This is a genomic window from Synechococcus sp. MU1651 (assembly GCF_023630635.1).
GTDB lineage: Bacteria > Cyanobacteriota > Cyanobacteriia > PCC-6307 > Cyanobiaceae > Parasynechococcus.
Genome location: NZ_JAKUHJ010000003.1, coordinates 111,109 through 134,846 on the forward strand (window position 1 = coordinate 111,109; position 23,738 = coordinate 134,846).

Sequence of the window (23,738 nt, forward strand, 5' to 3'; positions counted from 1 at the left end):
AAGGTGCCGGCATGGGGATTCAGCGCCGTCACTTCCTCCAGCGAACGGGCGGCCTGGCCTTGGCCGCCCTGATGCAAGCGCGCCCCGTTGAGGCAGCAGAGGAGGGGTTCTGCATCCCGAATGATCCACTCGAGGCTCTGATGGCGGGGAACCGCCGGTTTGCCGAGGCCTGGCGCCTGGCCGAGCAAAACAACGGAACGACGCCCCGAACGGCGGATCCCGACCCGCGCTGCTTCAACTCCCCCAGGGCGTTGGCCACCAGCCAACATCCCTGGGCCACCGTGCTCACCTGCTCTGATTCACGGGTGTCGCCGAACTGGGTGTTCGACACCACCCCTGGCGAACTGTTCGTGATCCGCAACGCCGGCAACGCCGCATTCACCGAAGCCATTGCCTCCATTGAGTACGGCGTCAGCATTCTCAAAACGCCGCTGCTGATGGTGATGGGACACAGCGGCTGTGGAGCCGTTACGGCGGCGATGGACGCCAACCCGCTGACCCCCTCCCTGGACCGGCTGATCCAACCCATCCGGGAGAACATCAACGGCAGCAACGATCTCGAGGACGCCGTGAGGCGCAACGCCCTCGCCAGCGCCTCCACCTTGATTCAACGCAGCACCGTTCTGGCTGAGGCCAAAGCCAGCGGTGCGCTGAAACTGGTGGTGGGTTGTTTCCAACTCAACAGCGGTGTTGTCAGCTTGATCGAATGACGCAAAACCTGAGTCATCTGAACCAGCAAGGCGAGGTTCACATGGTGGACGTGGGGGACCGTCCGGCCACCCACCGCGAAGCCCATGCCCGTGGCGCCATTCGCATGGACGCCTCAACCCTCAGCCTGATCCAGCGGGGCGAGACACCAAAAGGAGATCTGCTGGCGGTCGCCCGGGTGGCAGCGATCCAGGCTGCCAAACGCACCTGGGAGCTGATTCCCCTGTGCCATCCGCTGCCACTCAGTGGCATGGATGTGTCGATCGACGCCGACGCCTCCCTGCCTGGCCTGGTGCTCCACTGCCGTTGCCGCACCACCGGCCAGACCGGGGTGGAAATGGAAGCGATGACGGCCGTGTCCGTGGGGCTGCTGACCCTTTACGACATGCTCAAGGCGGTTGATCCAGCCATGACGATCGAGGCGATCCAGCTGGAGTTCAAGGAAGGAGGGCGGAACGGTGTCTGGAAACGCTGAGCCCTACGGACGCGAAGGGCTACTCCTCGAAGAGGCACGTCGACGGGTTCTGGCGGCGCTTCAGCCGATCACAGCCAGCAACACAGTGCCGCTGCAGCAGGCCCTCGGCCGGGTGAGCGCTGCGGATGTGCTGTCCAGCGCGGCCGTTCCGGGGTTTCGGGCCTCGATCATGGACGGCTACGCCCTGGGGCAGAGCCACCAGCCCGAACCTGGGGACACCTGGCAGCTGAAGGGACGCTCCGCCGCCGGCCAGCCCTTCAACGGAACCCTGGCCACCGGCGATGCAATCCGCATCCTCACCGGCGCTCCACTGCCGGACGGTGCCGGCTGGGTGCTGCCCCAGGAGCTGATCAGCGTGGACGGCACCAACCTCCAACTGGTGAAAGAGGCGTCGGATCGTCCCTGGATTCGCCCCGAGGATGAGGAATGCAGACCGGGAGACCTGCTGCTGGCCGCTGGAGAGCGCCTCGGTGCGGCCGATCTCGCACGCCTCGCCGGCTGCGGCATTGCCGACCTAACCATTGCTCAGCAACCCCGCATCGGGCTGCTGATCAGCGGGGACGAGCTGGTGCCACCCGGAACAGCGCGGCAACCCGGTGCGATCTGGGAGAGCAACGGCACGCTGCTGGAGACGATGCTCCGGGCCCTCGGGCAATCGGTGACCCAGCGACGGGTGGTGGCCGATCAACCCGACGCCCTGCGCCAGGCCCTGCTGGATCTGGCCCATGACTGCGACGTGGTGGTGAGCACCGGCGGCGTCTCCGCTGGCGACACCGATTGGATCCGACCACTGGTGGCGGAGCTGGGTGCCGTGGACTTCTGGAAACTGTTCCTACGCCCGGGGCGCCCCTTCGCCTTCGGCAGCATCGGCGAAGGCGTGCCATTTTTCGGTCTGCCGGGCAATCCCGTGGCGGCGGCGGTCACCGCCCTGCAACTGCTCTGGCCCGCCCTGCAGGTTCTGGAGGGCCAGAGCGAACCGGAACTGTTCCCCCGGGTGATGGTGGAACTCGCCGACCCGTTGTCCCGCCGACCGGGACGGCCGGAATTGGCTCGGGCCCGCCTCGACACCAACGCCGCAGGAATGCTGCTGGCACGGGTGGATGGCTCGCAGGCCTCGTCCAGGATCGGTTCTCTGCAACAGGCCGATCTGCTGCTGGAACTGCCAGCGGAAGCCGGCCCGCTCGAAAGCGGCACCCGTCTCTGGGCCCAGCTGATTCGTCAGCGGATTTTCTGAGCCGTATCAGGCTGAAAGCAGCGGCGCTCCCAGGCCATGAGCTGGCCCGATGAATCGAAATGGATGCTGATCTGCTGAAACAGGTCAGCGCCGAGACGGCCACCGATCTCGAGGCTGAAGGGCGCACTGGGGAGCTCACTGGGCACCGAGAACACCAGGCCGTCGGGCATCACCGCTGAGCAGTCGTTATGCAACAGCTGGCTTGGATCGAACACCAGCGAAGCGGCGTCCTCCGCCTGGCCGTTCACCCCCGCCTGCGGCTTGAGCATCTGCCGCTCGCCACTCCATCCCTGCACCGGCGCCAGCAGGGCCTCGGGTGTCCCGCATGCGGGACGGTCAGGTTCGGGATCGGTGCCGTTCATGCAACGAAAACCCACCACCCCAACACGCTGCAAACGCCAGCCGCCGTCAAGCGGTTCCCAGAGCAGCACCAGCATCGAGCGGGAGCGACCGCAGAACAGGTTGATCTCATGGCCGAAGCGGGGACGCTCGGCATCCAACCCCCGGCTGGACTGACCGCCCGCCCCGGGGAACTGCCAGCAGCCTCCGCCGGCGTTGTAGGTGGCCCGGCTGATGGGATAGGTGGCCTTACCCCCAGGGGCAAAGGCCAGACCCGATCCATCCCACACCCCGTGGTCGTCATCGGAAAAGGAAATCGCGTAGGTGGTGGGGTCGATCCGACGGGTCGGATGCTGCAGATCCAGCCGACCGCTGCCGTCCCGCTCAAACCAAGAACCACAGCCCTGCCAATGGCCCGCAAAATTGCGGCGGTTGAGGGTCCATTGATCAGTCATGTCCGTGACGGCATGGAACGGTCGATCTCCTTAGGGTCGCCCGAGCAGCCATCCCCGCCATGGACCTGACGATCGTTGGCTGCGGCTACGTGGGACTCGCTTTGGCGGAGCGGCTGCAACCAAGACGCCCCCAGCTGAAGCTGACGCTGACCACCACCAGCAGCGAACGGCTGGAGCAACTCAGCCCCCTGGCCGATCGGGTGGAGCTGTGCGACGCCACAGACCCCCTGCAATTGCGGAACGCCCTGCGGCAGAGCAGCAGCGCCGTGTTCTGCCTCGGGCCTAAGGGAGATCGCCAGGTGGATGCCAACGGCTACCGCCACACCTTCGTCGACAGCTTCCATTGCCTGACGTCGCTGTTGCCACAACTGCCGAAACTGCGGCAGATCGTCTACACGGGCAGTTGCTCGGTGTACGGCGATGCCGCGGGGGACTGGGTAGATGAACAAACGCCACCCGCGCCAGGCCGCGGCCATGGCGATGTTCTGCTGCAAAGCGAACAACTGCTCAGCGGCATCAGCGGCCGGCGGGTATGCATCCTGCGCCTTGGGGCGCTCTATGGCCCCGGCCGCGATCTCGACCGACGCCTGCGCGGGCTCGCCGGACAGGAACGCCCTGGCAGCGGAGCGACCTACAGCAACTGGCTGCATGTAGCTGATGCCGCCGGTGCCCTGGAAGCAGCTCTCGATGCTGAATGGGCCGGTCTGGTGAATGTGGTCAACGACGAGCCGATTCGGCTGCGGGACCTGGTGGAGCGCAGCCTGCAGCGCCAGGGTCTGGCCCCCGTGCGCTGGCTTGGGCATGACGAACCGGGTTCAGGGGGCCGGCGGATCCGCAACACCCGGCTCAAACAGCTGGGCTACCAGCTGCAGCACCCGCGCCTTGATCAAAGTGGCGTGTTGGCCTCCAGCCAGGTGCCCTGACCAGCGCACCACTCCCGCTTCCAGAACGGGGCCTGATGCTTGAGTTGCTCCAACAAGGCGGCCGAGCAGCGCTGCGCCGCCCCACGACGATCGGCCTGCACCGCCACCAGCACGATCGGCTCACCGGGGGCGAGCTTGCCCACCCGATGCAGCACCAGAATCGGCCCCGTCCGGTGCTCCTGCTGCAGGCGCTGCGCCATGGCCGTGATCTGACGTTCGCAAAGGCCGGGGAAGTGCTCCAGCTCCAGTGCCTCCAGAGACCGGCCATCCATGGTGGTGGGACGCACCCGACCCATAAAGATCGCCGCGGCCGCGGCATCCCCGCTCCATAGCGCCAGTTGCTGCCAGGGATCAAAGGGATCCGGGCACACCTCCACGCGGCAATCGGTCACGCTTCAACCCCCCGTGAACGGCGGAAGAAAGGCCAGCTCATCACCGGCCTGCAACGGCTGATCGGCACCGACCAACTCCTGGTTCACCGCAATGCTGATGCCCTCCAGCGGACCAAGATCCAACTGGTTCCAGACCTCACGGGCCGTCGAGACGCCTGGTGTGAACGGAAGGGAACGCTCGGCCCAACCGGCGCGTTCTCGCAGCGAAGCGAACAGCAGCACCTTCAGCACCACGTCCATGGCAGCTGGAGCGGTTCTAGCGTCCGAGGGCTCCGCCGCTGTGCCATGGGCCTCTCCATCGCCCTGCTCACCATCTCCGACACACGCACCCTGGCGGACGACAGCAGCGGAGATCAGCTGCAGCGCAGCCTTGAAGACGCGGGGCATCACCTTCAGGAGCGACAACTCTGCCCGGATGATCGTTATCAAATCCGCCATGAACTGAGCCGCTGGATCGCCGATCCTGCGGTTGATGTGGTGATCACGAGCGGAGGCACCGGTCTCACAGGCCGCGATGGCACCCCCGAAGCGGTAGCACCACTGCTGGACAAAACCATCGAAGGATTCGGAGAGCTGTTCCGCGTGCTCTCCTTCGAGAGCATCGGCACCAGCACCCTGCAAAGCCGCTGCCTTGCCGGCGTGGCCAACGGAACGTTTGTGTTTGTGCTGCCGGGATCTCTGGATGCGGTGACCACGGCTTGGAACCGGCTCATCCGGGCTCAGCTCGATGCCGACACCCGACCGTGCAACCTGGCCCAGCTCCGGGCTCGCTTGAAGGAATAGAGCGGAATCAAGCGGAGCTGTTCAGAACGGAATCGGCATCGTGACCGCTGCCGGAGTGGGCCTACAGGCTTCAACCTGCTGATCAATCACCTCACCCACCACAACGATCGAGGGTGACTTGAAGGCTTCAGCTCGGCATTGATTGGCAACGTCAACCAAGGTGGCTTTGAGGCAGCGTTGCCCCGCCACCGTGCCCTGCTGGATCACCGCCACGGGAGTAGTCGCGGCCAAACCACCCGCCATCAGCTCCTCTGCAATCCGGGGCAGGTTGTGCAGCCCCATGTAGATCACCAATCCGTCACTGGCCGCAGCCAGAGCACGCCAATCCACGGAAGGACGGCGCTTGTCGATTTCCTCATGACCGGTGACGAAGGTCACCGATGACCCCGCCCGCCGGTGGGTGACCGGAATTCCGGCGTAGGCAGGGGCAGCAATGCCAGCGGTGACACCAGGCACCACCTGAACAGGAATGTTTCGCTCCGCCAGGTAAGCGGCTTCTTCCCCTCCACGGCCAAACAGGAAGGGATCACCCCCCTTCAAGCGCACCACGGTGCTGTGCTTCTGGGCCATTTCCACGAGCACTGCATTGGTGCTGGGTTGGGGCACCGAATGATGTCCGCGACGCTTGCCGACAAAACGGCGTTCGCAGGTTGCCGGCACAAGATCCAGCACTTCCTCGGGCACCAGGGAGTCGTACACCAGGGCATCGCACTGGCTCAGCAGCCGATGCGCCTTCAGCGTGAGCAACTCGGGATCGCCGGGACCGGCTCCCACCAGATAAACGGTTCCGGTTTGTTCAGCGGTGGTCACGGCAGAGAAACAAGCAGATCAATCAGGGCCTGACGGGTGGGGGGATGCTCCAGCAGAGGAGGCAATCCACCAGCTTCGCTCAACGCATCCGTCATGCGGTTTGGAGCGAGGGTTAATGGAAGTGGCCGGGCCCTGGGGTGGCGCTGCTGGAACTCGGGCCAGGCATTAAAGGGAACCAAGGGCAAAGCCAGGCGAGACGCCAGCATCGCGAGGAAGCGATCTGCCACACCCGGGCGCAAAGGGTGGTGCACCAGCACGGCATCAGCGCGCTCAGACAACGGAAGTGCTGAGAGCACAGCGTTCCACCACGTGGTCCAAGAGCCCAGAAAGGGCAGCAGACGCACACTGGCTCCGGCCCCACGAAGCCTGTTGCGAATCACCGGCACATCCGTGCGGGCGTGCGAACCAGGCAGCAGCAGCAACGGAACGATCCAAGAAGCTTGGGGAAGCGCCGATACGGCTTGTTCAGCCGTCAGCACCTCCAACTGCACGGGCGCCGAACGCCGCTGAGCCAGCAGCTCAGGCAGAGAGGCCAAACACTCAGGGACAACACCGCCACTGCGGCCATGCACCACCAGATGCAACCCATGCCGCTCCCCATCGGAAGCGTCATTCCGTAGCAATGGCCACGGATCGATGACCATGCCGGCTGATGTCATCGGGTTGTTGTGAACGTTGAATGAGTCATGGCGCCCCGCCGTCGTTTTGATCGTGCCCCATTGGACAGCCGCTCCTACCGGGAGCCGCTGGACGGACGGATTGAGCGCTACGACTTCCGAGACGACCGGTACGACGTCCGGGACGAGAGGTACAGCCGGGGATACGACCCCAGGGAGGATTGTTACGACCGGCATGACCGGTACGACCGAAGCTTCGACCGCCCCACCGGACCCTCCGAACTCGACCAAGACTTCGCTGCGATGAAGCGGGTTTGGCAGATGCTCCGGGCCGGAGCGGTGCGCATGGTTGGCGAAATTGGACGCCAATACTGAAGCCAAAGCAGGCTGCCTTTTACGGCCTCACGGGAACCACCAGGTGTAGCCGGCATTACAAATCAGGCAGAACAAACCCCTGGGATTGATCAACACCAAAAGTGTTTTCATTGTTACGGACCAGGGTCGCCGTCGCAGTGTTTATTCAGTCAACCCAACGCTCCCCTTCGTTTTGAAGCGTTGCCGGTCTTCGGGCCATCTCGATTGATTCGCGCCTCGTCTTTGAGCAATCAATCCGCCCAATCGTTATTCGACTTATGACCATTAGCTCTCCCTCCAGGCCTTACCTGGATGGCAAGAAGCTCAACAAGATCGAGCAGAACAAGGCGGCCAAAGATGGCCTGTTGGTCGGTAGCGAGATTGAAAAATTCGCCGAGCTTGGCTGGGAGCAGGTGGATGAAACCGACCTTCAGTTGCGTTTGAAGTGGTACGGCATGTTCTGGCGTCCGAAAACGCCAGGCAAATTCATGCTGCGCCTGCGGGTGCCCAATGGTGTGCTGACGGCCGATCAGCTGCGGGTGGTTGGCTCCATCGTTGAGCGCTACGGCGAAAACGGCAGCTGCGACATCACCACCCGTCAGAACCTGCAATTGCGCGGTGTGCTGCTGGGCGACCTGCCGGAAATCCTCAAGCGGCTGAAGGAAGCCGGCCTCAGCACGATCCAATCCGGCTTCGACAACCCCCGCAACGTCACCGGCAACCCCATCGCCGGCATTGATCCCAACGAGATCGTCGACACGCGGCCTTACACCACCGAGCTGCAGAACTTCCTCACCAACAACTGCCAGGGCAACCCGGAGTATTCGAACTTGCCCCGCAAGTGGAACACCGCCGTTGCCGGTGCAAAGGACAATTTCCTGCTCCACAACGACATCGTTTTCCACCCCGTGGAACGGGATGGGGTGATGGGATTTGGCGTCTGGATCGGCGGTGTTCTGTCATCACAGATGAATGCCTATGCCGTTCCCCTAAACGCCTGGGTGAAGCCAGAGGAAATCTGCAAGATGACCGATGCCGTGATCCGGCTCTGGCGTGACAACGGTGAGCGGGACAAGCGCCCCAAAGGCCGCTTCCGCCTCTACCTGGATCAAGTGGGCCACGACGTGTTCCGCAGCCAGGTGGAAGAACTCTTCGGTCCGTTGACCCCCGACCCGGGCTCTGTTTTCAACACCACGCCCCGCTCCCACTACGGCTTCCATCCCCAGAAACAGGAAGGGCTCTCCTACGCCGGACTGCACGTTCCTGTGGGTCGCCTGACCGCCCAGGATCTGCAGGATCTCGCAACCGCAAGCCTCAACTACGGCAGTGGTGAGGTGCGTCTCACCGAAGATCAAAACGTCATCCTCGTTGGCCTTCCCAACGACAAGCTCGACGCCCTGAAGGCAGACGCCCTGGTGCAACGCTTCCCGCTGGAGCCCGGTCACATCTCCGCAGGAACGGTGTCCTGCACCGGCAACACCTACTGCGGTTTCGCCCTCACCAACACCAAGGACCAAGCGCTCGAAGCAGCCAGGGAACTCGACCAAGAGCTCAATCTTCCTGAAGAGCTGAAGATCCACTGGACCGGCTGCCCCAACACCTGCGGCCAGGCCTACATGGGCGCCATCGGCCTCACCGGCACCAAGGCCAAAAACAGTGAAGGCGAGATGGGCGAGGGCTACACGATGACCATCGGTGGCTCCCAAGGCGCCAACCCAAGCATCGGCGAAATCCACCGCAAGGCTATCCCGGCCGATGAGATCAAGACCGCTCTCAAAGAGGTGTTGATCGAGAAGTTCGGGGCCACCCCTAAGGCCTGATCGCTGCTTTGGCCGTGACGCTTCCTTTTGAAGTCACGGCTCCCCGCATCGACCACTCCCCCTCACCGTCATGGCCAACCGCAACGACGTGTTCTCTCGTTTCGTCAACTGGCTCAGCGCCAGTGGTCGCGACGGAGCCGCCATCAACCGTCAGGGCGGCAGCCCTGATCTGTTCTCCCGCCTGATGAACCGCATCAGCGGTTGACATCAAAACCTTCGTCCAACTCTCAATCTCATCTGATGGACTACGTCCTACCCAATGAGCTTGTCGACGGCATGATTGCCGCCGGCGGCAAAAAATCAACGGTCAGCGTGAAGAACCTGCTGATCCGTGGCTTTTACTCCGGGGCCATCCTTGGCCTGGCGGTGATCCTGGCCCTCACCGTGGGCATCACCGTTAAAGCCCCCTTTGTGGGCTCGCTGCTGTTCCCCTTCGGCTTCGCCAGCATCGTGCTGTTCGGCATGGAGCTGGTGACCGGCAACTTCGCCCTGCTGCCGATGGCCACCTGGGCCGGCAAGAGCACCTGGGGTGCCACGTTCCGCAACTGGGTCTGGGTGTGGATCGGCAACTGGATCGGCACCGCCGTTGTGGCCGTGATCATGGCCATCAGCCTCACCAGCGGCACCATGGATGGCGCTGCTGACAACGTCGGCCCGCCGATCTGGGATGCCGTGGCCCAGAAAATCATGGCCCTCAATCAAATCAACGTTGAGAAGAAGTACGAGGCCCTGGGAAGCATGGGCTTCTTCCTCGCCTTCCTGCGCGGACTTGTGGCCAACTGGTTGGTTTGCCTGGGCGTGACCATGGCTCTGGTGAGCAAGAGCGTTCCCGGCAAGATCCTGGCCTGCTGGCTTCCGATCACCGCCTTCCAATCGATGGGCATGGAGCACATCGTGGTGAACCAGTTCCTGCACACCGCTGGCCCGATCCTCGGTTCGGGCGTCCCCTTCACCAAGGTGATCTTCTGGAACTTCCTGCCTGTCACCCTCGGCAACATCGTGGGCGGCATGGTGTTCATCGGCATGCTCTTCTACAGCACCCATCGCACACCGATGGAGAACGTGCTGCCCACCGAGCACGATGAAAAGCTGGAGCGTGAGCTCGCTGCTGAACTGGGTGCCCGCTGATCCATCCATGAACGACGAAGCCGTTCTCTGGGAACGGCTCGCCCGATCTCGACGCGCTCCTTTGGAGCCCGCTTGGCTGGGGGAGGTCTACTCCCCCAGCCTTTCTGTTGATCTGCGGCGAGCCCTCTGCGAAAAACTGGGCATGCAGGCCGAGCGCGGCTGGCCCGTAATCCAAGACCTCCTTGCCAGCCATGGGGTTCTGCCCGATTTGGTGATGGCGGCAGGGCTGTGCCACCAAAGCGAGGCCCGCGATTGGTTGTTGGCTCAACTCGAGCAAACCTCAGACGATGAGGACGCCAACCTGATGGTGGTTCAAGCTCTCGCCTGCTGGGGGGCCGAAGTTCCCGAATCGGTGGTGGTGAATTGCCTGCATCACCCGGGCCAACTGCACCGACTTGCCGGTCTTCAACTGCTCAGCTTCCGGTCCCACTGCCTGGACGACGGTGAACTGCTGCAGTTCTGCCAAGAGGTGTTGAATGATTTTCGCGATCCAGTCGTTGTGGCCGCAATTCGGGTTCTGCAACGCCGCGATGGCGTGTTAATCAGCGAAAAGCTGGCAGAACTTTGTGGCAACGGTTCCCTGCCTGTTGCCGAGGCAGCCTTCCGCGCGCTCGGTTGCATCGCCACACCCGCCAGTCAGCGCTGCCTGCTTGAGTTGAGCCAGGAGCTGAATGATGACGTTCGGCGGAAAATGGCCAGCACCCAACTGAGCCAACAATTCCGCCAATAAAAAAGCCCCGCAACAGCGGGGCTTGATGTCTTCAATCAAGACACTTGGTTGTTCACCACTTTTTGTAAGGCAGGAACTTGCCGCACATGGTGATTTTGACGCGATCACCTTTGGGATCCTCCACTTTGTCCACATCAAGCGTGAAGTCGATCGCGCTCATGATGCCGTCACCAAAATGCTCCTGGATCACATCCTTCAGGGGCATGCCATAAACCTGCATGATCTCGTAAAAGCGGTAGATCAAGGGATCAGTGGGGATAACCGGATCGAGGCTTCCCTTGGTGGGGAACTCCTGCAAAGCGGCGGTGATGGCTGGGTCAAGGGAGAGCAGCTCAGCCAGCTTTTCAGCCTCTTCCTTGGAGGCCGTGGCTTGTCCATAGAACAAGGAAGCAATCCAGACCTCATCAAGGCCCATGGCCGCCTCCAAATCGGCAAAGCTCATGGCCTTGGCTTTCTTGGCAGCCATCAAGGCAGCAGTAACAGTCATGATTGAACGAAAATTTGTTATGGCCGCTTCAAAAACAGCGTTCCAAGCTGGAACGTCTCAGCAGCAGTGAAACTGTTGCGCAAACGCTGACTGAACAATGAAGCATTAACTACAAAACAACAGCCCATTTTGAAGCAACAAGCACAGCCAACAGGCCCATGATGCGTGTGGAATTATTTCTAATGAAGGAATTTGAAATGAGCCAATTTTTCCAATCCATGGCGACCCTGCTTCAGGCGCAATTTCTGCCATCAACCACCGCTCCGCACCTGATGCTGGAGCGGCTTTATTACGCCGAAGGACGCCACCACCCGCAGCATCCACGCCATGGCAGCTTCGAGGGGCTATCCCGGCTGAGCAGCCCCTGAACTTTCGTAGCAATTGCTACCCCTGCCGGGTCAGTCGCTCCTGAAGACTGCCCACAGCTTGAGGCCGGACCCTTGACGAACGCAGTTCTCTCCGGCCGCGACCGCTTCAAGCAGCATCTGCGCAAGGTGGGAAGCGGTGAACACACCAGCAAAGGCATGAGTCGCGAGGAAGCGGCTGATGCCATGGAGCTGATGCTGCAGGGCGAAGCAACGCCCGCACAGATCGGCGCCTTCCTGATTGCCCATCGCATCCGACGGCCCGAACCTCAGGAACTCACGGGGATGCTCGACACCTACCGAGCCCACGGCCCGGTGCTGCAATCCACTGCTGGCAGTCGAGCACCGCTGTGTTTCGGCATGCCCTACGACGGGCGCACGCGTACAGCGCCGATTTACCCGCTCACCGCGTTGGTGCTGCTGGCCTGTGGTCAGCCGGTGGTTCTGCAGGGCGGTGACCGGATGCCAATCAAATACGGCGTCACCGCTGTTGATCTGTTGCGCCTTCTCGATCTGGACCTCACAGGTCTACCGATCAGCGCCGTTGCAGACGGGTTCCAGCAGAACGGCTTCGCCCTGATTCACCAGCCGGATCATTTCCCCATCGCGGAAACCCTGATCGGCTACCGCGAAGAACTGGGCAAGCGTCCCCCGGTTGCCAGCCTGGAACTGCTCTGGACACCCCACCAAGGCGACCACCTCCTTGTGAGTGGCTTTGTCCACCCACCAACAGAAGCCCGCGCCTGGGAAGCCCTCAAGCAAGCCGGCGAAACCGATGTACTCACCGTGAAGGGGTTGGAAGGAGGCACCGACCTGCCCATCGGCCGAGCCTGCATCACGGCCCGGGTGCGGAATGGCAAAGCGGAGCGATTGATCCTGCACCCCCGTGACCATGGCTGTCACGACGCCGACGTGGAATGGGCTGACGACACCACCTGGGCTGAGCAGGCACGAAACGCCCTTCAGAACAAGGGTCCTCTCTGCGACGCCCTGCGCTGGAACGCCGGCGCCTATCTGTGGTTCGCCGGCTGCAGTGATTCCTTGGAACAGGGCATTCAACGGGCAGCGTCCGTTCTGGAGACGGGCCAGGCCCAAGCCCAGCTTGATCAACTCTGCGCTTGGCGAAGCAGCTTGACCATCCGATAGCGCTCGAACGGAACGCCTCCAATCAGGATCGTCTCCGGCGCTTCCACACACCAGCCCCATCGCTCCAGCAACGGTCGGCTGAACTGGCTGGCCTCCGTTCGTAATTGTTGAACGCCGGACGCCAGCGCATCCGCCTCAATCCGGTTCAGGAGGGCACTGCCATGCCCCCGCCTCGAGGCACAACCGCGGCAGTAAAGCAACGAAAGACGATCTTCCGGATGGCGGATCGCAAAGGCCGAACCATCCGTGGTGAGCCATCCCGAGCCCTCCCGAAAACTCGCATCGAGCACGCCGGGCAACCAAGCCAAGGCCGCCCAGGCCCTGACTTGTTCCTCTGAATAAAGGAGGGGAGCCAGCGATTCGATCGCATCGGCATAGATCTCCCGCAACAGCGGGTGATCTTCCGGAGCGATCGGACGCAAAGCCATGGAGCCGCCTGTGGGAATGTGAGTCTCTCCTGCGTGGCAGCAAGCTTGCAGCGTCCTCGGATTCCCACACTGCTCAGCGCGTTTCTCACGCTGCTCAACGACCGCCTCAGCGAAAGCATTGTTTTTCCGCTGTTGCCCTTTCTCTTAGCCCAGTTCGCCCCAGACGGACGAACCCTGGGACTGTTGGCGGGAAGCTATGCCCTGGCGCAGTTCCTCGTCACTCCCTTGATCGGAGCACTCAGTGATCGCTACGGCCGCCGCCCCGTGATCAGCATCTGCGTCGCAGGATCCGTGGTGGGGCTCGGCCTGTTTGCGGTGACGGTTTCACTGCCTTGGCCCAGCCAAAGCCTGCTGCCCCTGCTGTTGCTGTTCGCAGCACGAATCATTGACGGCATCAGTGGCGGTACAGCGGCAACAGCCAGCGCCGTGCTCGCCGACATCACGCCTCCCGACAAGCGAGCCCGTGCCTTTGGCTTGATCGGCGTGGCCTTTGGCTTGGGGTTCATCCTCGGCCCCTTCGTTGGCGGGCAACTGGCCCGGGTGGCCGTGTCCCTTCCCGTTTGGGTGGCCACAGGCTTCGCTGCACTCAACCTCTTGGTGGTGCTCAATCTGCTGCCGGAAACCCATCCCCAGGAGTCCCGCAAAGACCTGCCCAGAAAACGCGACCTCAATCCGTTTGCACGGCTGAGCCAGGTGCTGATGAATCCCAGCGTGGGGCGACTGTGCGGAGCTTTTTTCCTGTTCTTCCTGGCCTTCAATGGCTTCACCGCCATCCTGGTGCTCTATTTCAAACAACGCTTCGGCTGGGGCCCTGAGCTGGCCACCACCGCTTTCCTTGTGGTGGGGGTCGTCGCCACCGTGGTCCAGGGAGGGCTGATCGGGCCGCTGGTGAAACGGTTTGGTGAATGGCGTCTGACCTTGCTGGGCCTGGGCCTGGTGATCATTGGATGCCTGCTGATCCCCAGCGTCGGCGCATCCGATCGGGCCGGCGTCATCTTCACCGCCGTCGGCATCCTCGCCTTAGGCACCGGCTTGGTCACACCAAGCCTGCGCAGCCTGGTGTCACGGCGCCTGGGTCGGGAGGGGCAAGGCAGCGCCCTCGGCAGCCTTCAGGCCCTGCAGAGTTTGGGCAGTTTCCTCGGCCCCCCCCTGGCGGGCTTGAGCTACGACCTGCTGGGTCCAGTGAGCCCGTTTGCAGCTGCGGCAACCGTGCTGGTGATCGTGATCGGCCTGGTGGCCGGCAGCCCACTGCCGGACATCTCCGACACACAACCAAGCCAGTCCTGATTGCTACGTTTCGGCTAACGACACAAGCGCCGAGCCGTTCAGCCCATGTGCGCAGCAGCCTTAGCTCCGGAGCACTACATCAACCGGGAGCTGAGCTGGATCGCCTTCAACGAGAGGGTGCTGGCCCAGGCCCTGGATCCACGCACACCTCTGCTCGATCAAGCCAAGTTCAGCGCCATCTTCAGCAACAACCTCGACGAATTCTTCATGGTTCGCGTGGCGTCACTGAAGTCTCAGGTGGAGGCGGGCGTCAGCAAGCCAAGTGAGGATGGCAAATCGCCCTTGGAACAACTGCTGGCGATCCGAGAGCGCCTGATTCCCCTGCTGCGGGAGCAACAGCTGCATTACCGCCAGCAACTGAGGCCGAAGCTGCTGGAACAGAAGGTTGAGCTGCTCGATTACAAACAGCTGAACGACGACCAACGCCAGTGGGTTGACGACACCTTCCAGACCTCAGTGTTTCCGGTGCTCACCCCCCTGGCGGTTGACCCGGCCCATCCGTTCCCCTTCGTCAGCAACCTGAGCCTCAATGTTGCGGCCGTGGTTGTTGATCCGGAAACAGGGCAACGGCAATTTGCCCGGGTGAAAGTTCCCCAGAAAAATCTGCCTCGCTTCATCGCCATCCCCTCGAATCTGAGCGGCCTGGAGCACAAACCCGTTCACACCGCCATCGCCCTCGAGCAGGTGATCGCCTTCAACCTGAAGGAGCTGTTCCCTGGCATGACGATCGAGGGGCACTACTTCTTCCGCGTGACGCGGGATGCGGATCTGGAACTGAGGGATCTGGAAGCCGATGACCTGATGCTGGCCCTGGAACAGGGACTGCGAAAGCGACGCATGGGCGGTGAGGTGGTGCGCCTCGAGGTGCCCAACGAAATGCCTCAGGACGTGGTGGAGATGCTGATGACAGGACTCAGCGTTGAAGAGGAAGACCTCTATGTGATTGATGGTCCTCTGGGCCTGGACGACCTGCTCAGCCTCACTGCCCTACCGCTGCCGAAACTCAAGAGCCAAAGCCACGGAGGTCAGACACCGACGGTGCTAGCCCGCAGTCAGCAACACCTGCTGGACGAGGGAGCAATCAAGCCGGATGAGTTCAGATCGATCTTCTCGGTGATTCGCCGTCAGGACATCCTTCTGCACCATCCCTATGACCTCTTCTCGACAACCGTCGAAGAGTTCATCAACCAGGCAGCGGACGATCCCCAGGTGATGGGCATCAAGATGACGCTCTACCGCACCTCCAAAGACTCGCCGATCATCGCTGCACTGATCCGTGCCGCCGAAAACGGCAAGCAGGTGATGGCACTGGTGGAATTGAAAGCACGATTTGACGAAGACAACAACATCCAATGGGCCCGGCACCTGGAGCAATCCGGAGTGCATGTGGTCTACGGGGTGCTGGGGCTGAAAACCCACACCAAGATTGTTCTGGTGGTGCGCAAGGAGAAAGACAAGCTGCAGAGCTATGTGCACATCGGCACGGGCAACTACAACTCCAAAACCTCCAAGCTCTACACCGACCTGGGCCTGCTCACCGCCAACCAGGAACTGGGGCAAGACCTGGTGGAACTGTTCAATTACCTCACCGGTTTTTCCAAGCAGCAAAGTTTTCGTCGCCTGCTCGTGGCCCCCGTCACCCTGCGGAAAGGCATGGAGCTGTTAATTCGCCGCGAAATTGAACATGCTCAGCAGGGCCGAGAAGCCGTGATCCGAGCCAAGATGAATTCCCTGGTGGACCCAACGATCATTGCGCTTCTTTATGAAGCCTCCCAAGCCGGAGTGACGATCGAATTGATCATTCGCGGCATGTGCAGCCTCTATCCCGGATGTGAAGGACTGAGTAAAAACATTCGTGTGATCAGCATCATCGGCCCGTTCCTGGAACACTCGAGAATCTTTTCGTTCGCCAACGGCGGCTCACCGGAGGTGTACATCGGTAGTGCCGACTGGATGAGCCGCAACCTCGACCGCCGCATTGAAGCAGTCACTCCGATCGAAGACCCCGAGCATCGCCAGAAACTGGAACGCCTGCTACAGCTGTACTTGAATGACAACCAGGCCGCCTGGGACATGCAGAGCGACGGCACATTTGTGCAGCGCAAACCCGAAAACGACACCTCAGAACGCAATTCCCAGATTCAATTGATCAAGGAATGGAGCAACGGCATCCAATCCTTGTGATTCTTTTGGTTTTCAAAGGGATTGCGTCCGTGACATCCGATACAACATTCCTTCAAAAACAAACTTGAAGCCTGCACGATCACAGCCAAATCAGTTGTTTTGAAAGCCCAAAGATTCAGCTCCTGAAATTCTTTCGATTCGAAACAGTCAACACTGTTGCCTGGTGCTAAGTTCAGCCCAAATTCATTCAGGAGACCAGGGTGATGGGGATCCCTCTGGAATCTTCCGGCACGACAAAACAGTCGTCCAGGAAGGAACCTGCGTTGCCGTCCACCGGACGTCGACCATCAACTCGACAAGGTGGGCGACTTGCCACCGACTCCATCGGTTTTTATCTGAGCAGCATCGGGCGTATCCCCTTGCTGACGGCAGCTGAAGAGATCGAACTTGCACACCATGTGCAAGCGATGAAGCAACTTCAGGAGCTACCGGAAGAGGAGCTGACCTCCCGGCATCGCCACAAGATCCGCATGGGCAAACGGGCCCGCGACAGGATGATGGCCGCCAACCTCCGCCTCGTGGTGAGCGTGGCGAAGAAATACCAGAACCAGGGCCTGGAGCTGCTCGATCTGGTTCAGGAAGGTGCCATCGGCCTGGAGCGAGCGGTCGACAAGTTCGACCCCGCCATGGGCTACAAATTTTCCACCTATGCCTACTGGTGGATTCGCCAAGGCATGACGCGGGCCATCGACAACAGCGCCCGCACCATTCGCCTGCCTATCCACATCAGCGAAAAGCTCTCCAAGATGCGTCGCATCTCCCGGGAACTGTCCCACCGCTTCGGTCGTCAACCGAATCGGCTGGAGTTGGCGAGTGCCATGGGCATCGAGCCCCGGGAACTGGAGGATCTGATCTCCCAGAGCGCACCTTGTGCATCCCTAGATGCCCATGCTCGTGGCGAGGAAGATCGCAGCACCCTGGGTGAACTGATCCCGGATCCCAACGGTGAAGAACCGATGGAGGGGATGGATCGCAGCATCCAGAAGGAACATCTGGGGGGCTGGCTCTCGCAGTTGAACGAGCGCGAGCAGAAGATTCTGAAGTTGCGGTTCGGTCTTGGTGGTGAAGAGCCTCTGACCCTTGCCGAAATCGGTCGTCAGATCAATGTGTCGCGTGAGCGCGTCCGACAGCTGGAGGCCAAAGCGATTCTCAAGCTGCGCGCTATGACCAACCACCAACAAGCCGCCTAAGCCACTTGCTTTCCATCACCGGACCCATCGCCATCCTGACCTGGATGGCGATGGTGATAGCGGGCGCGGTGTTGTGCCGTCGGCTTCGGCCGAATCAACGGGAACTAAGCCGAAAAATCGTGCACATCGGAACCGGAGCCGTGGTTCCTTTGGCCTGGTTCTTTGAAATTCCCTTCGTTGTTGCCCTGCCTGTTGCGGCGGTGATCACCGTTTTGACGACGATTAACCACCAATGGCGCTTCATCCCCGCCGTTGAGGATGTTGATCGCAACAGCTACGGCACCATCGCCTACGGCATCGCAATCACAACGCTGCTTCTACTGTTCTGGCCAACCCGAGCCGATGCGGTGTCCGCCGGGGTTCTGGTAATGGCCCTGGGGGATGGCCTTGCAGGGTTGATCGGCCGCAACGTCGCGTCCCCGAAGTGGGTTCTGTTTGGTCAGACCAAATCAAGCGTCGGCACGATGACCATGGCCGTTGTCTCAGGCCTGGTGCTGATCGGCCTGGCGCGATGGTCGGGGGCGGACCTGTCCCTGCCAGCAGCCCTTGGCATGGTGGCCATAGCAACCGGTTTGGAGCAGCTCAGCTGGAGCGGTCTCGACAACCTCAGCGTTCCCCTCAGCGTGGGGGTGCTGTGGAGTCAACTGGTGGTTTGAACCAAGGCGTTGATGCTCAGGCGGTAACCGTCTGTTTGCGACTGGCCACGGCCGCGGCCAGATCCTCCAACAGGGTTTCGGTGGTCTCGAGGCTGATGCAGGCATCCGTGACGCTCTGGCCATAGATGAGCTGCGTCAGGTCGGCGTTGAGCTTCTGGTTGCCTTCCACCAGATGGCTCTCGATCATCACGCCCATCACGTGATTGGAGCCCCCCCGCAACTGCTCGGCAACGCTGGCCAGCACCTCCGCCTGTCGGCGGAAGTCTTTGTTGCTGTTGGCATGGCTGCAATCCACCATCAGACGATCCTGCAGACCGGCTTTGCTCAACTCGGCTGCGGACTCCTGCACAGCTTCCAAGTGGTAATTGCTGCCCTGGCTGCCGCCGCGGAGCACGAGGTGGCCGTAGGGATTGCCCGTGGTGCTGACGATCGAGGCATGACCATCGCGATTGATGCCGAGGAAGTGATGCGGCTTGGCTGCCGCCTGCATGGCATTGATCGCGATGGTGGCGCTGCCGTTGGTGCTGTTCTTGTAGCCGATCGGCATCGACAGCCCTGAGGCCATTTCACGGTGGGTCTGACTTTCCGTCGTCCTGGCGCCGATCGCGGTCCAACTGATCAAATCAGCGATGTACTGCGGAACAACGGGATCGAGCAGTTCCGTTGCAGCAGGCATCCCCTCCCGGGCGAGATCCAACAGCAGTCCCCGGGCCCGCCGCAGACCGGTGTTGATGTCGTAGGAGTCGTCGAGATGGGGGTCGTTGATCAGTCCCTTCCAACCAACCGTGGTGCGCGGCTTCTCGAAATACACCCGCATCACCACCTCGAGCTGATCCTTCAGGCGCTCGCGGATCGGAGCCAAGCGCTGGGCATACTCCCGGGCAGCCTTGACGTCATGAACAGAGCAGGGGCCCACCACCACCAGCAGACGCTGATCACGGCCACTGAGGATCTCTTGAATACGCCGGCGGGCAGACGCCACGGTCTCGAGCGCCGCCGCGTCCATGGGCAGCTCCTGATGCAACACGGCAGGAGCCACCAAGGGACGTGTCTCCACCACATGCAAATCGGAGGTGGTGGCCATGACTGGACGCGAGACTCCGACCAAGGCTACGCACCCCGCTCACTGGCAACAGACACGGTCCGGAAGAATGGTGGTCATCCCTGAACAGAGATCTCCATGCTGAGCGCTTACCGCGAGCTGGCCGCCGCCCGGGAAGCCCAGGGCGTTCCCGCTCTTCCGCTCAACGCCGAGCAGACCCAGGGACTGACCGAATTGCTGCACAACCCTCCCGCCGGCGAGGAGGAGTTCCTGCTGCACCTGCTCAGCGAGCGGATCCCCCCGGGGGTGGATGAAGCGGCTTACGTGAAGGCCACCTGGCTGAGTGCCGTGGCTCAGGGAGACGCCAAGAGCCCCCTGGTGTCACCACTGGAGGCCACCCGCCTGCTGGGAACGATGGTGGGGGGATACAACGTCGCCGCCCTGATCGAGCTGCTGAAGCACTCCGACCCTGCGCTGGCTGGCTGTGCTGCTGAAGGACTCAGCCGAACGCTGCTCGTCTACGACGCCTTCAACGAAGTGATGGATCTGGCGGCGGACAACCGCTTCGCCAAGCAAGTTGTGGACAGCTGGGCCGCAGCCGAGTGGTTCACCGCCAAGCCCGAACTGGCCGAGAGCATCACCGTGACGGTGTTCAAGGTTGAAGGCGAAACCAACACGGACGATCTGTCGCCGGCCACCCACGCCACCACCCGGCCGGACATCCCCGTCCATGCCCTGGCGATGCTCGAGACCCGCGATCCAGAGGGGCTGCAGACCATCGCAAGCCTGAAAGAGAAAGGCCATCCCGTGGCCTATGTCGGTGATGTGGTGGGAACCGGCAGCTCCCGCAAGAGCGCCATCAATTCGGTGCTCTGGCACACCGGCAATGACATCCCCCATGTGCCCAACAAGCGGGCAGGCGGCGTGATCCTTGGCGGCAAGATCGCCCCGATCTTCTTCAACACCGCTGAAGACTCCGGTGCCCTGCCGATCGAATGCGATGTCACCGACCTGAACACCGGTGATGTGATCACCATTCGCCCCCACGCCGGCACGATCGAACGGGACGGCAAGGTGGTGAGTCGGTTCGAGCTGAAGCCCACCACGATCAGCGACGAGGTGCGGGCCGGTGGTCGCATCCCCCTGATGATCGGTCGCGCCCTCACCGACAAGGTGCGCGCCAAGCTTGGCCTCACCCCTTCGGATCTGTTCATCCGCCCCTCAGCCCCGGCAGACACCGGCAAGGGCTTCACCCTGGCGCAGAAGATGGTGGGCAAGGCCTGTGGTCTTGCAGGCGTCCGACCCGGCACCAGCTGCGAACCGCTGATGACCACCGTCGGCTCCCAGGACACCACCGGCCCGATGACGCGGGACGAGATGAAGGAACTGGCCTGCCTGGGCTTCTCCTCCGACCTGGTGATGCAGAGCTTCTGCCACACCGCCGCCTATCCGAAGCCGGTGGATCTGCAGACCCAGAACGAACTGCCCGACTTCTTCGCCCAGCGCGGTGGCGTGGCCCTTCGGCCCGGTGACGGCATTATCCACAGCTGGCTGAACCGGATGCTTCTGCCCGACACCGTCGGCACCGGCGGCGACAGCCACACCCGCTTCCCCCTCGGCATTTCCTTCCCAGGCGGCTCTGGGGTGGTGGCCTTTGCAGCCGCCATCGGCGCCATGCCACTGGACATGCCTGAATCGGTGCTGGTGCGCTTCAGCGGTTCCCTGCAACCGGGTGTCACGCTCCGGGACGTGGTGAATGCCATCCCCTGGGTGGCCATTCAGCGGGGACTGCTCACCGTTGAAAAGGCCAACAAGAAGAATCTGTTCAACGGCCGGATCATGGAGATCGAAGGTCTGCCCGACCTGAAGCTGGAACAGGCCTTCGAACTCACCGATGCCAGCGCCGAACGCTCCTGCGCCGGCTGCACGATCAAGCTCTCCGAAGACACCGTGAGCGAATACCTGCGCAGCAACGTGGCGCTGCTGAAGAACATGATCGCCCGCGGCTACAGCGACGCCCGCACCCTGGCCCGCCGGATCAAGGAGATGGAGGCCTGGCTGGCGAACCCCCAGCTGATGAGTGCTGATGCAGACGCGGAGTACGCGGAAGTGCTGGAAATCAACCTCGACGAGCTCACCGAACCGGTGGTCGCCTGCCCCAACGATCCCGACAACGTGAAGTTGCTCAGCGAGGTGGCTGGTGACCCTGTGCAGGAGGTGTTCATCGGCTCCTGCATGACCAACATTGGCCACTACCGCGCCGCGGCCAAGGTGCTGGAAGGCACCGGCCAGAACACGGCGCGCCTGTGGGTCTGTCCCCCAACGCGGATGGACGAAGAGACCCTGAAAGAGGAGGGCTACTACGCCACCTTCGAAGCCGCCGGGTCCCGCATGGAGATGCCGGGTTGCTCCCTCTGCATGGGCAACCAGGCCCGCGTGGAGGACAACACCACCGTGTTCTCCACCAGCACCCGCAACTTCAACAACCGCCTGGGCAAAGGTGCTCAGGTGTACCTGGGCAGCGCCGAACTGGCCGCCGTCTGCGCCCAGCTGGGACGCATTCCCACCCCGGAGGAATACCGCAGCATTGCGGCCGAGAAGATCGATCCCCTCTCCGATGAGCTCTACCGCTACCTGAACTTCGATCAGATCAGCGGCTTTGAAGACCAAGGGCGCGTGGTCAGTGCTGACGACGAAGCAACTGTTCTGGCTCAGGCCTGATCCCGGATCACCTCATCTGTGCCATCCCTGAGCGAACCCAAGCAACGACGCCACCTCCTGGGCTCCAGCCGAAGCATCAGGAGGTTGTTGGAACGCCGCTGGCTGGTGGTGGTTCTGGCTCTGGCGCTCACGGGCCTTGGGGCTGCGATCACCGGCCTGCTGTTCACCAGCGGCATCAACCTGCTGCGGGATTGGCGACTCGACCTGCTCGATGAATTTCCAGCCTGGGTGGTGCTCCCCGCCCTCGGGGCCATCGGCGGCATGGTCTCGGCCTGGTTGATCACCAACCTGTCTCCGGCCGCTGGCGGAGCCGGGATAACCCACATCATGGGCTTCCTGCGCCACCGGTCAGTTCCGATGGGGCTTCGGGTGGGCCTGGTGAAACTGGTGGCCGGCATCATTGCCATCGGCTCAGGTTTCCCCCTGGGCCCGGAAGGCCCCGCCGTTCAGATGGGCGGCTCCGTGGCCTGGCAGATGTCCCGCTGGCTGCGGGCACCGGTGGCCTTTCGCCGGGTGATTGTGGCCGCCGGTGGTGGTGCCGGTATTGCCGCCGTGTTCAGTGCTCCCATCGGTGGATTCATCTACGCGATCGAGGAGCTGCTCCACTCCGCCAGGCCCGTGGTGCTGCTGCTGGTGATCATCACCACCTTCTCGGCCGACACCCTGGCGGATGTGCTCGGCTTTCTCGGCCTCAACCCCGGGGGCGGCGGGCTCAACAGCACCATCGGATTTCAACTGGAACGGGAGTACACCCCCCTGGTGCGCTTCCTACCAGTGGATCTGCTGTATCTGGTGGCTCTCGGTGTGGTGATCGGTGTGCTGGCGGAGCTTTACACCCGCTACGTGCTCACCATGCAGCGGCAGGGCAACCGTTGGTTCGGGGACCGACTGATCCTGCGCATGACCGTGAGCGGGCTCGTGCTGGGCTGCGTCTATGCAGCCCTGCCGGATGCCTTCCATAACCCCAGCGAACTGAAGCATCTGATTGGAGCCGGAAAAGCCGATATCAGCCTGGCCCTCGCCAGCTTTGTGGTGCTCTTCTTCAGCACCGGACTGGCGGCGGGCTCAGGAGCGCCAGGGGGACTGTTCATGCCGATGCTGACGCTGGGAGGGGCCATTGGCCTGGCCGGTGGATCCGGCGTTGAGGCCCTCACCGGCCATGTGCCCACCACCTATGTGTTCGCGGGCATGGGCGCCTTCGTGGCCGGCTGTTCCCGCACGCCGATCTCGGCGATGTTCCTGGCCTTTGCCCTCACCAAGGATCTGCTGATCCTCAAACCGATCCTGGTGGCCTGCCTCACCAGCTTTGTGATCGCCCGACTGTTCCACCCCCACTCGATCTACGAACGTCAGATGGGCATGGAACTCGACGCTGAAGATCGGATGGCCATGAAGCTCAACCGCTACAGACGTCCGTTCACGCCGCCAACCCCGCCATCAGGCCCACCAGGAGGCCCCAGCTGA

At 62.2% G+C, this 23,738-nt stretch carries 26 protein-coding genes; 18 read left to right on the forward strand and 8 right to left on the reverse strand.

From position 1 onward, the window contains the following. Window positions 1-11: 11 nt before the first annotated feature. The 3 genes from NCN05_RS04630 to NCN05_RS04640 are packed head-to-tail and all read left to right on the forward strand — an operon-like array spanning window position 12 to window position 2,417. Window positions 12-710: a carbonic anhydrase gene (locus NCN05_RS04630; protein WP_250397192.1), complete on the forward strand. Its 699-nt coding sequence runs from the start codon at window positions 12-14 to the stop codon at window positions 708-710. After that, entirely contained in the window at window positions 707-1,183 is a 477-nt protein-coding gene (moaC, locus tag NCN05_RS04635; protein WP_250397193.1) for a cyclic pyranopterin monophosphate synthase MoaC, read from the forward strand. Before NCN05_RS04630 ends, moaC begins: the two co-directional genes overlap by 4 nt. Further along, on the forward strand, window positions 1,167-2,417 hold the full coding sequence (locus NCN05_RS04640) for a molybdopterin molybdotransferase MoeA (protein WP_250397194.1): 1,251 nt from the start codon (window positions 1,167-1,169) through the stop codon (window positions 2,415-2,417). The genes moaC and NCN05_RS04640 overlap by 17 nt, the downstream gene beginning before the upstream one ends. On the opposite strand, the gene NCN05_RS04645 is transcribed toward NCN05_RS04640, so the two are convergent. Then, window positions 2,402-3,211, reverse strand: a complete 810-nt coding sequence (locus tag NCN05_RS04645) for a DUF3598 family protein (RefSeq protein WP_250397195.1) — start codon at window positions 3,209-3,211, stop codon at window positions 2,402-2,404. The two genes, NCN05_RS04640 and NCN05_RS04645, sit on opposite strands and share 16 nt — an antisense overlap. 59 nt (window positions 3,212-3,270) lie before the next feature. Here NCN05_RS04645 and NCN05_RS04650 point away from each other — a divergent pair, with 59 nt between their 5' ends. Continuing rightward, window positions 3,271-4,134 carry an NAD-dependent epimerase/dehydratase family protein gene (locus tag NCN05_RS04650; protein ID WP_250397196.1) on the forward strand — a complete coding sequence of 288 codons (864 nt, stop codon included), beginning with the start codon at window positions 3,271-3,273 and terminating at the stop codon, window positions 4,132-4,134. Here the strand turns inward: NCN05_RS04650 and NCN05_RS04655 are convergent. Continuing rightward, window positions 4,098-4,526, reverse strand: coding sequence for a molybdopterin synthase catalytic subunit (locus tag NCN05_RS04655; RefSeq protein ID WP_250397197.1), 429 nt, complete (start codon window positions 4,524-4,526; stop codon window positions 4,098-4,100). The genes NCN05_RS04650 and NCN05_RS04655 overlap by 37 nt on opposite strands. A gap of 3 nt (window positions 4,527-4,529) precedes the next feature. After that, window positions 4,530-4,766: a MoaD/ThiS family protein gene (locus NCN05_RS04660; protein ID WP_115081347.1), complete on the reverse strand. Its 237-nt coding sequence runs from the start codon at window positions 4,764-4,766 to the stop codon at window positions 4,530-4,532. Between the two features lie 45 nt (window positions 4,767-4,811). On the opposite strand from NCN05_RS04660, the gene moaB reads away from it, so the two are divergent. Continuing rightward, the gene (gene moaB, locus NCN05_RS04665; protein ID WP_250397198.1) at window positions 4,812-5,309 is read left to right on the forward strand and encodes a molybdenum cofactor biosynthesis protein B; all 498 of its coding nucleotides are present in this window, start codon (window positions 4,812-4,814) and stop codon (window positions 5,307-5,309) included. Between the two features lie 21 nt (window positions 5,310-5,330). Here the strand turns inward: moaB and cobA are convergent, their stop codons facing one another. Together cobA and NCN05_RS04675 are read right to left on the reverse strand one after the other, a co-directional pair. After that, entirely contained in the window at window positions 5,331-6,119 is a 789-nt protein-coding gene (gene cobA, locus NCN05_RS04670) for a uroporphyrinogen-III C-methyltransferase (RefSeq protein WP_250397199.1), read from the reverse strand. Then, the gene (locus NCN05_RS04675; RefSeq protein WP_250397200.1) at window positions 6,116-6,763 is read right to left on the reverse strand and encodes a DNA mismatch repair protein MutS; all 648 of its coding nucleotides are present in this window, start codon (window positions 6,761-6,763) and stop codon (window positions 6,116-6,118) included. Before NCN05_RS04675 ends, cobA begins: the two co-directional genes overlap by 4 nt. Before the next feature lie 42 nt (window positions 6,764-6,805). Here NCN05_RS04675 and NCN05_RS04680 point away from each other — a divergent pair, with 42 nt between their 5' ends. From NCN05_RS04680 to NCN05_RS04700, 5 genes are all read left to right on the forward strand, one after another. After that, the gene (locus NCN05_RS04680) at window positions 6,806-7,111 is read left to right on the forward strand and encodes a hypothetical protein (protein ID WP_250397201.1); all 306 of its coding nucleotides are present in this window, start codon (window positions 6,806-6,808) and stop codon (window positions 7,109-7,111) included. 257 nt (window positions 7,112-7,368) lie between these two features. Further along, on the forward strand, window positions 7,369-8,910 hold the full coding sequence (locus NCN05_RS04685) for a ferredoxin--nitrite reductase (protein ID WP_250397202.1): 1,542 nt from the start codon (window positions 7,369-7,371) through the stop codon (window positions 8,908-8,910). Window positions 8,911-8,980: 70 nt separating this feature from the next. Then, entirely contained in the window at window positions 8,981-9,115 is a 135-nt protein-coding gene (locus tag NCN05_RS04690; RefSeq protein ID WP_006851080.1) for a hypothetical protein, read from the forward strand. 35 nt (window positions 9,116-9,150) lie between these two features. After that, window positions 9,151-10,038, forward strand: a complete 888-nt coding sequence (locus NCN05_RS04695) for a formate/nitrite transporter family protein (protein WP_115081352.1) — start codon at window positions 9,151-9,153, stop codon at window positions 10,036-10,038. Window positions 10,039-10,045: 7 nt separating this feature from the next. Then, window positions 10,046-10,768 carry a HEAT repeat domain-containing protein gene (locus NCN05_RS04700; RefSeq protein ID WP_250397243.1) on the forward strand — a complete coding sequence of 241 codons (723 nt, stop codon included), beginning with the start codon at window positions 10,046-10,048 and terminating at the stop codon, window positions 10,766-10,768. A 52-nt stretch (window positions 10,769-10,820) separates the two neighbouring features. On the opposite strand, the gene cynS is transcribed toward NCN05_RS04700, so the two are convergent. Then, window positions 10,821-11,255 (reverse strand): cyanase, encoded by a 435-nt coding sequence (gene cynS, locus NCN05_RS04705; RefSeq protein WP_284500283.1) that lies wholly within the window; start codon window positions 11,253-11,255, stop codon window positions 10,821-10,823. 218 nt (window positions 11,256-11,473) lie between these two features. Here cynS and NCN05_RS04710 point away from each other — a divergent pair, with 218 nt between their 5' ends. Both NCN05_RS04710 and NCN05_RS04715 read left to right on the forward strand, forming a co-directional pair. Next, window positions 11,474-11,623: a cyanate hydratase gene (locus NCN05_RS04710; protein WP_350223285.1), complete on the forward strand. Its 150-nt coding sequence runs from the start codon at window positions 11,474-11,476 to the stop codon at window positions 11,621-11,623. A 72-nt stretch (window positions 11,624-11,695) separates the two neighbouring features. Next, entirely contained in the window at window positions 11,696-12,766 is a 1,071-nt protein-coding gene (locus NCN05_RS04715; RefSeq protein WP_250397204.1) for an anthranilate phosphoribosyltransferase family protein, read from the forward strand. On the opposite strand, the gene NCN05_RS04720 is transcribed toward NCN05_RS04715, so the two are convergent. Further along, window positions 12,727-13,194, reverse strand: a complete 468-nt coding sequence (locus NCN05_RS04720) for a GNAT family N-acetyltransferase (RefSeq protein WP_250397205.1) — start codon at window positions 13,192-13,194, stop codon at window positions 12,727-12,729. The genes NCN05_RS04715 and NCN05_RS04720 overlap by 40 nt on opposite strands. Before the next feature lie 45 nt (window positions 13,195-13,239). On the opposite strand from NCN05_RS04720, the gene NCN05_RS04725 reads away from it, so the two are divergent. The 4 genes from NCN05_RS04725 (at window position 13,240) to NCN05_RS04740 (ending at window position 18,511) form a co-directional block, all read left to right on the forward strand. Further along, window positions 13,240-14,481, forward strand: coding sequence for an MFS transporter (locus NCN05_RS04725; RefSeq protein ID WP_250397206.1), 1,242 nt, complete (start codon window positions 13,240-13,242; stop codon window positions 14,479-14,481). Window positions 14,482-14,526: 45 nt separating this feature from the next. Then, on the forward strand, window positions 14,527-16,665 hold the full coding sequence (gene ppk1, locus NCN05_RS04730; protein WP_250397207.1) for a polyphosphate kinase 1: 2,139 nt from the start codon (window positions 14,527-14,529) through the stop codon (window positions 16,663-16,665). 203 nt (window positions 16,666-16,868) lie between these two features. Next, window positions 16,869-17,855 carry an RpoD/SigA family RNA polymerase sigma factor gene (locus NCN05_RS04735; RefSeq protein WP_115009753.1) on the forward strand — a complete coding sequence of 329 codons (987 nt, stop codon included), beginning with the start codon at window positions 16,869-16,871 and terminating at the stop codon, window positions 17,853-17,855. 44 nt (window positions 17,856-17,899) lie between these two features. Continuing rightward, complete coding sequence (locus NCN05_RS04740; protein WP_250397208.1) at window positions 17,900-18,511, forward strand: diacylglycerol/polyprenol kinase family protein; 612 nt, start codon at window positions 17,900-17,902, stop codon at window positions 18,509-18,511. Between the two features lie 16 nt (window positions 18,512-18,527). On the opposite strand, the gene NCN05_RS04745 is transcribed toward NCN05_RS04740, so the two are convergent. Next, on the reverse strand, window positions 18,528-19,595 hold the full coding sequence (locus NCN05_RS04745) for a 3-deoxy-7-phosphoheptulonate synthase (protein WP_250397209.1): 1,068 nt from the start codon (window positions 19,593-19,595) through the stop codon (window positions 18,528-18,530). Window positions 19,596-19,691: 96 nt separating this feature from the next. On the opposite strand from NCN05_RS04745, the gene acnB reads away from it, so the two are divergent. Together acnB and NCN05_RS04755 are read left to right on the forward strand one after the other, a co-directional pair. Beyond that, window positions 19,692-22,274: a bifunctional aconitate hydratase 2/2-methylisocitrate dehydratase gene (acnB, locus tag NCN05_RS04750; RefSeq protein ID WP_250397210.1), complete on the forward strand. Its 2,583-nt coding sequence runs from the start codon at window positions 19,692-19,694 to the stop codon at window positions 22,272-22,274. Window positions 22,275-22,292: 18 nt separating this feature from the next. Beyond that, window positions 22,293-23,738, forward strand: coding sequence for a ClC family H(+)/Cl(-) exchange transporter (locus NCN05_RS04755; RefSeq protein WP_250397211.1), 1,446 nt, complete (start codon window positions 22,293-22,295; stop codon window positions 23,736-23,738).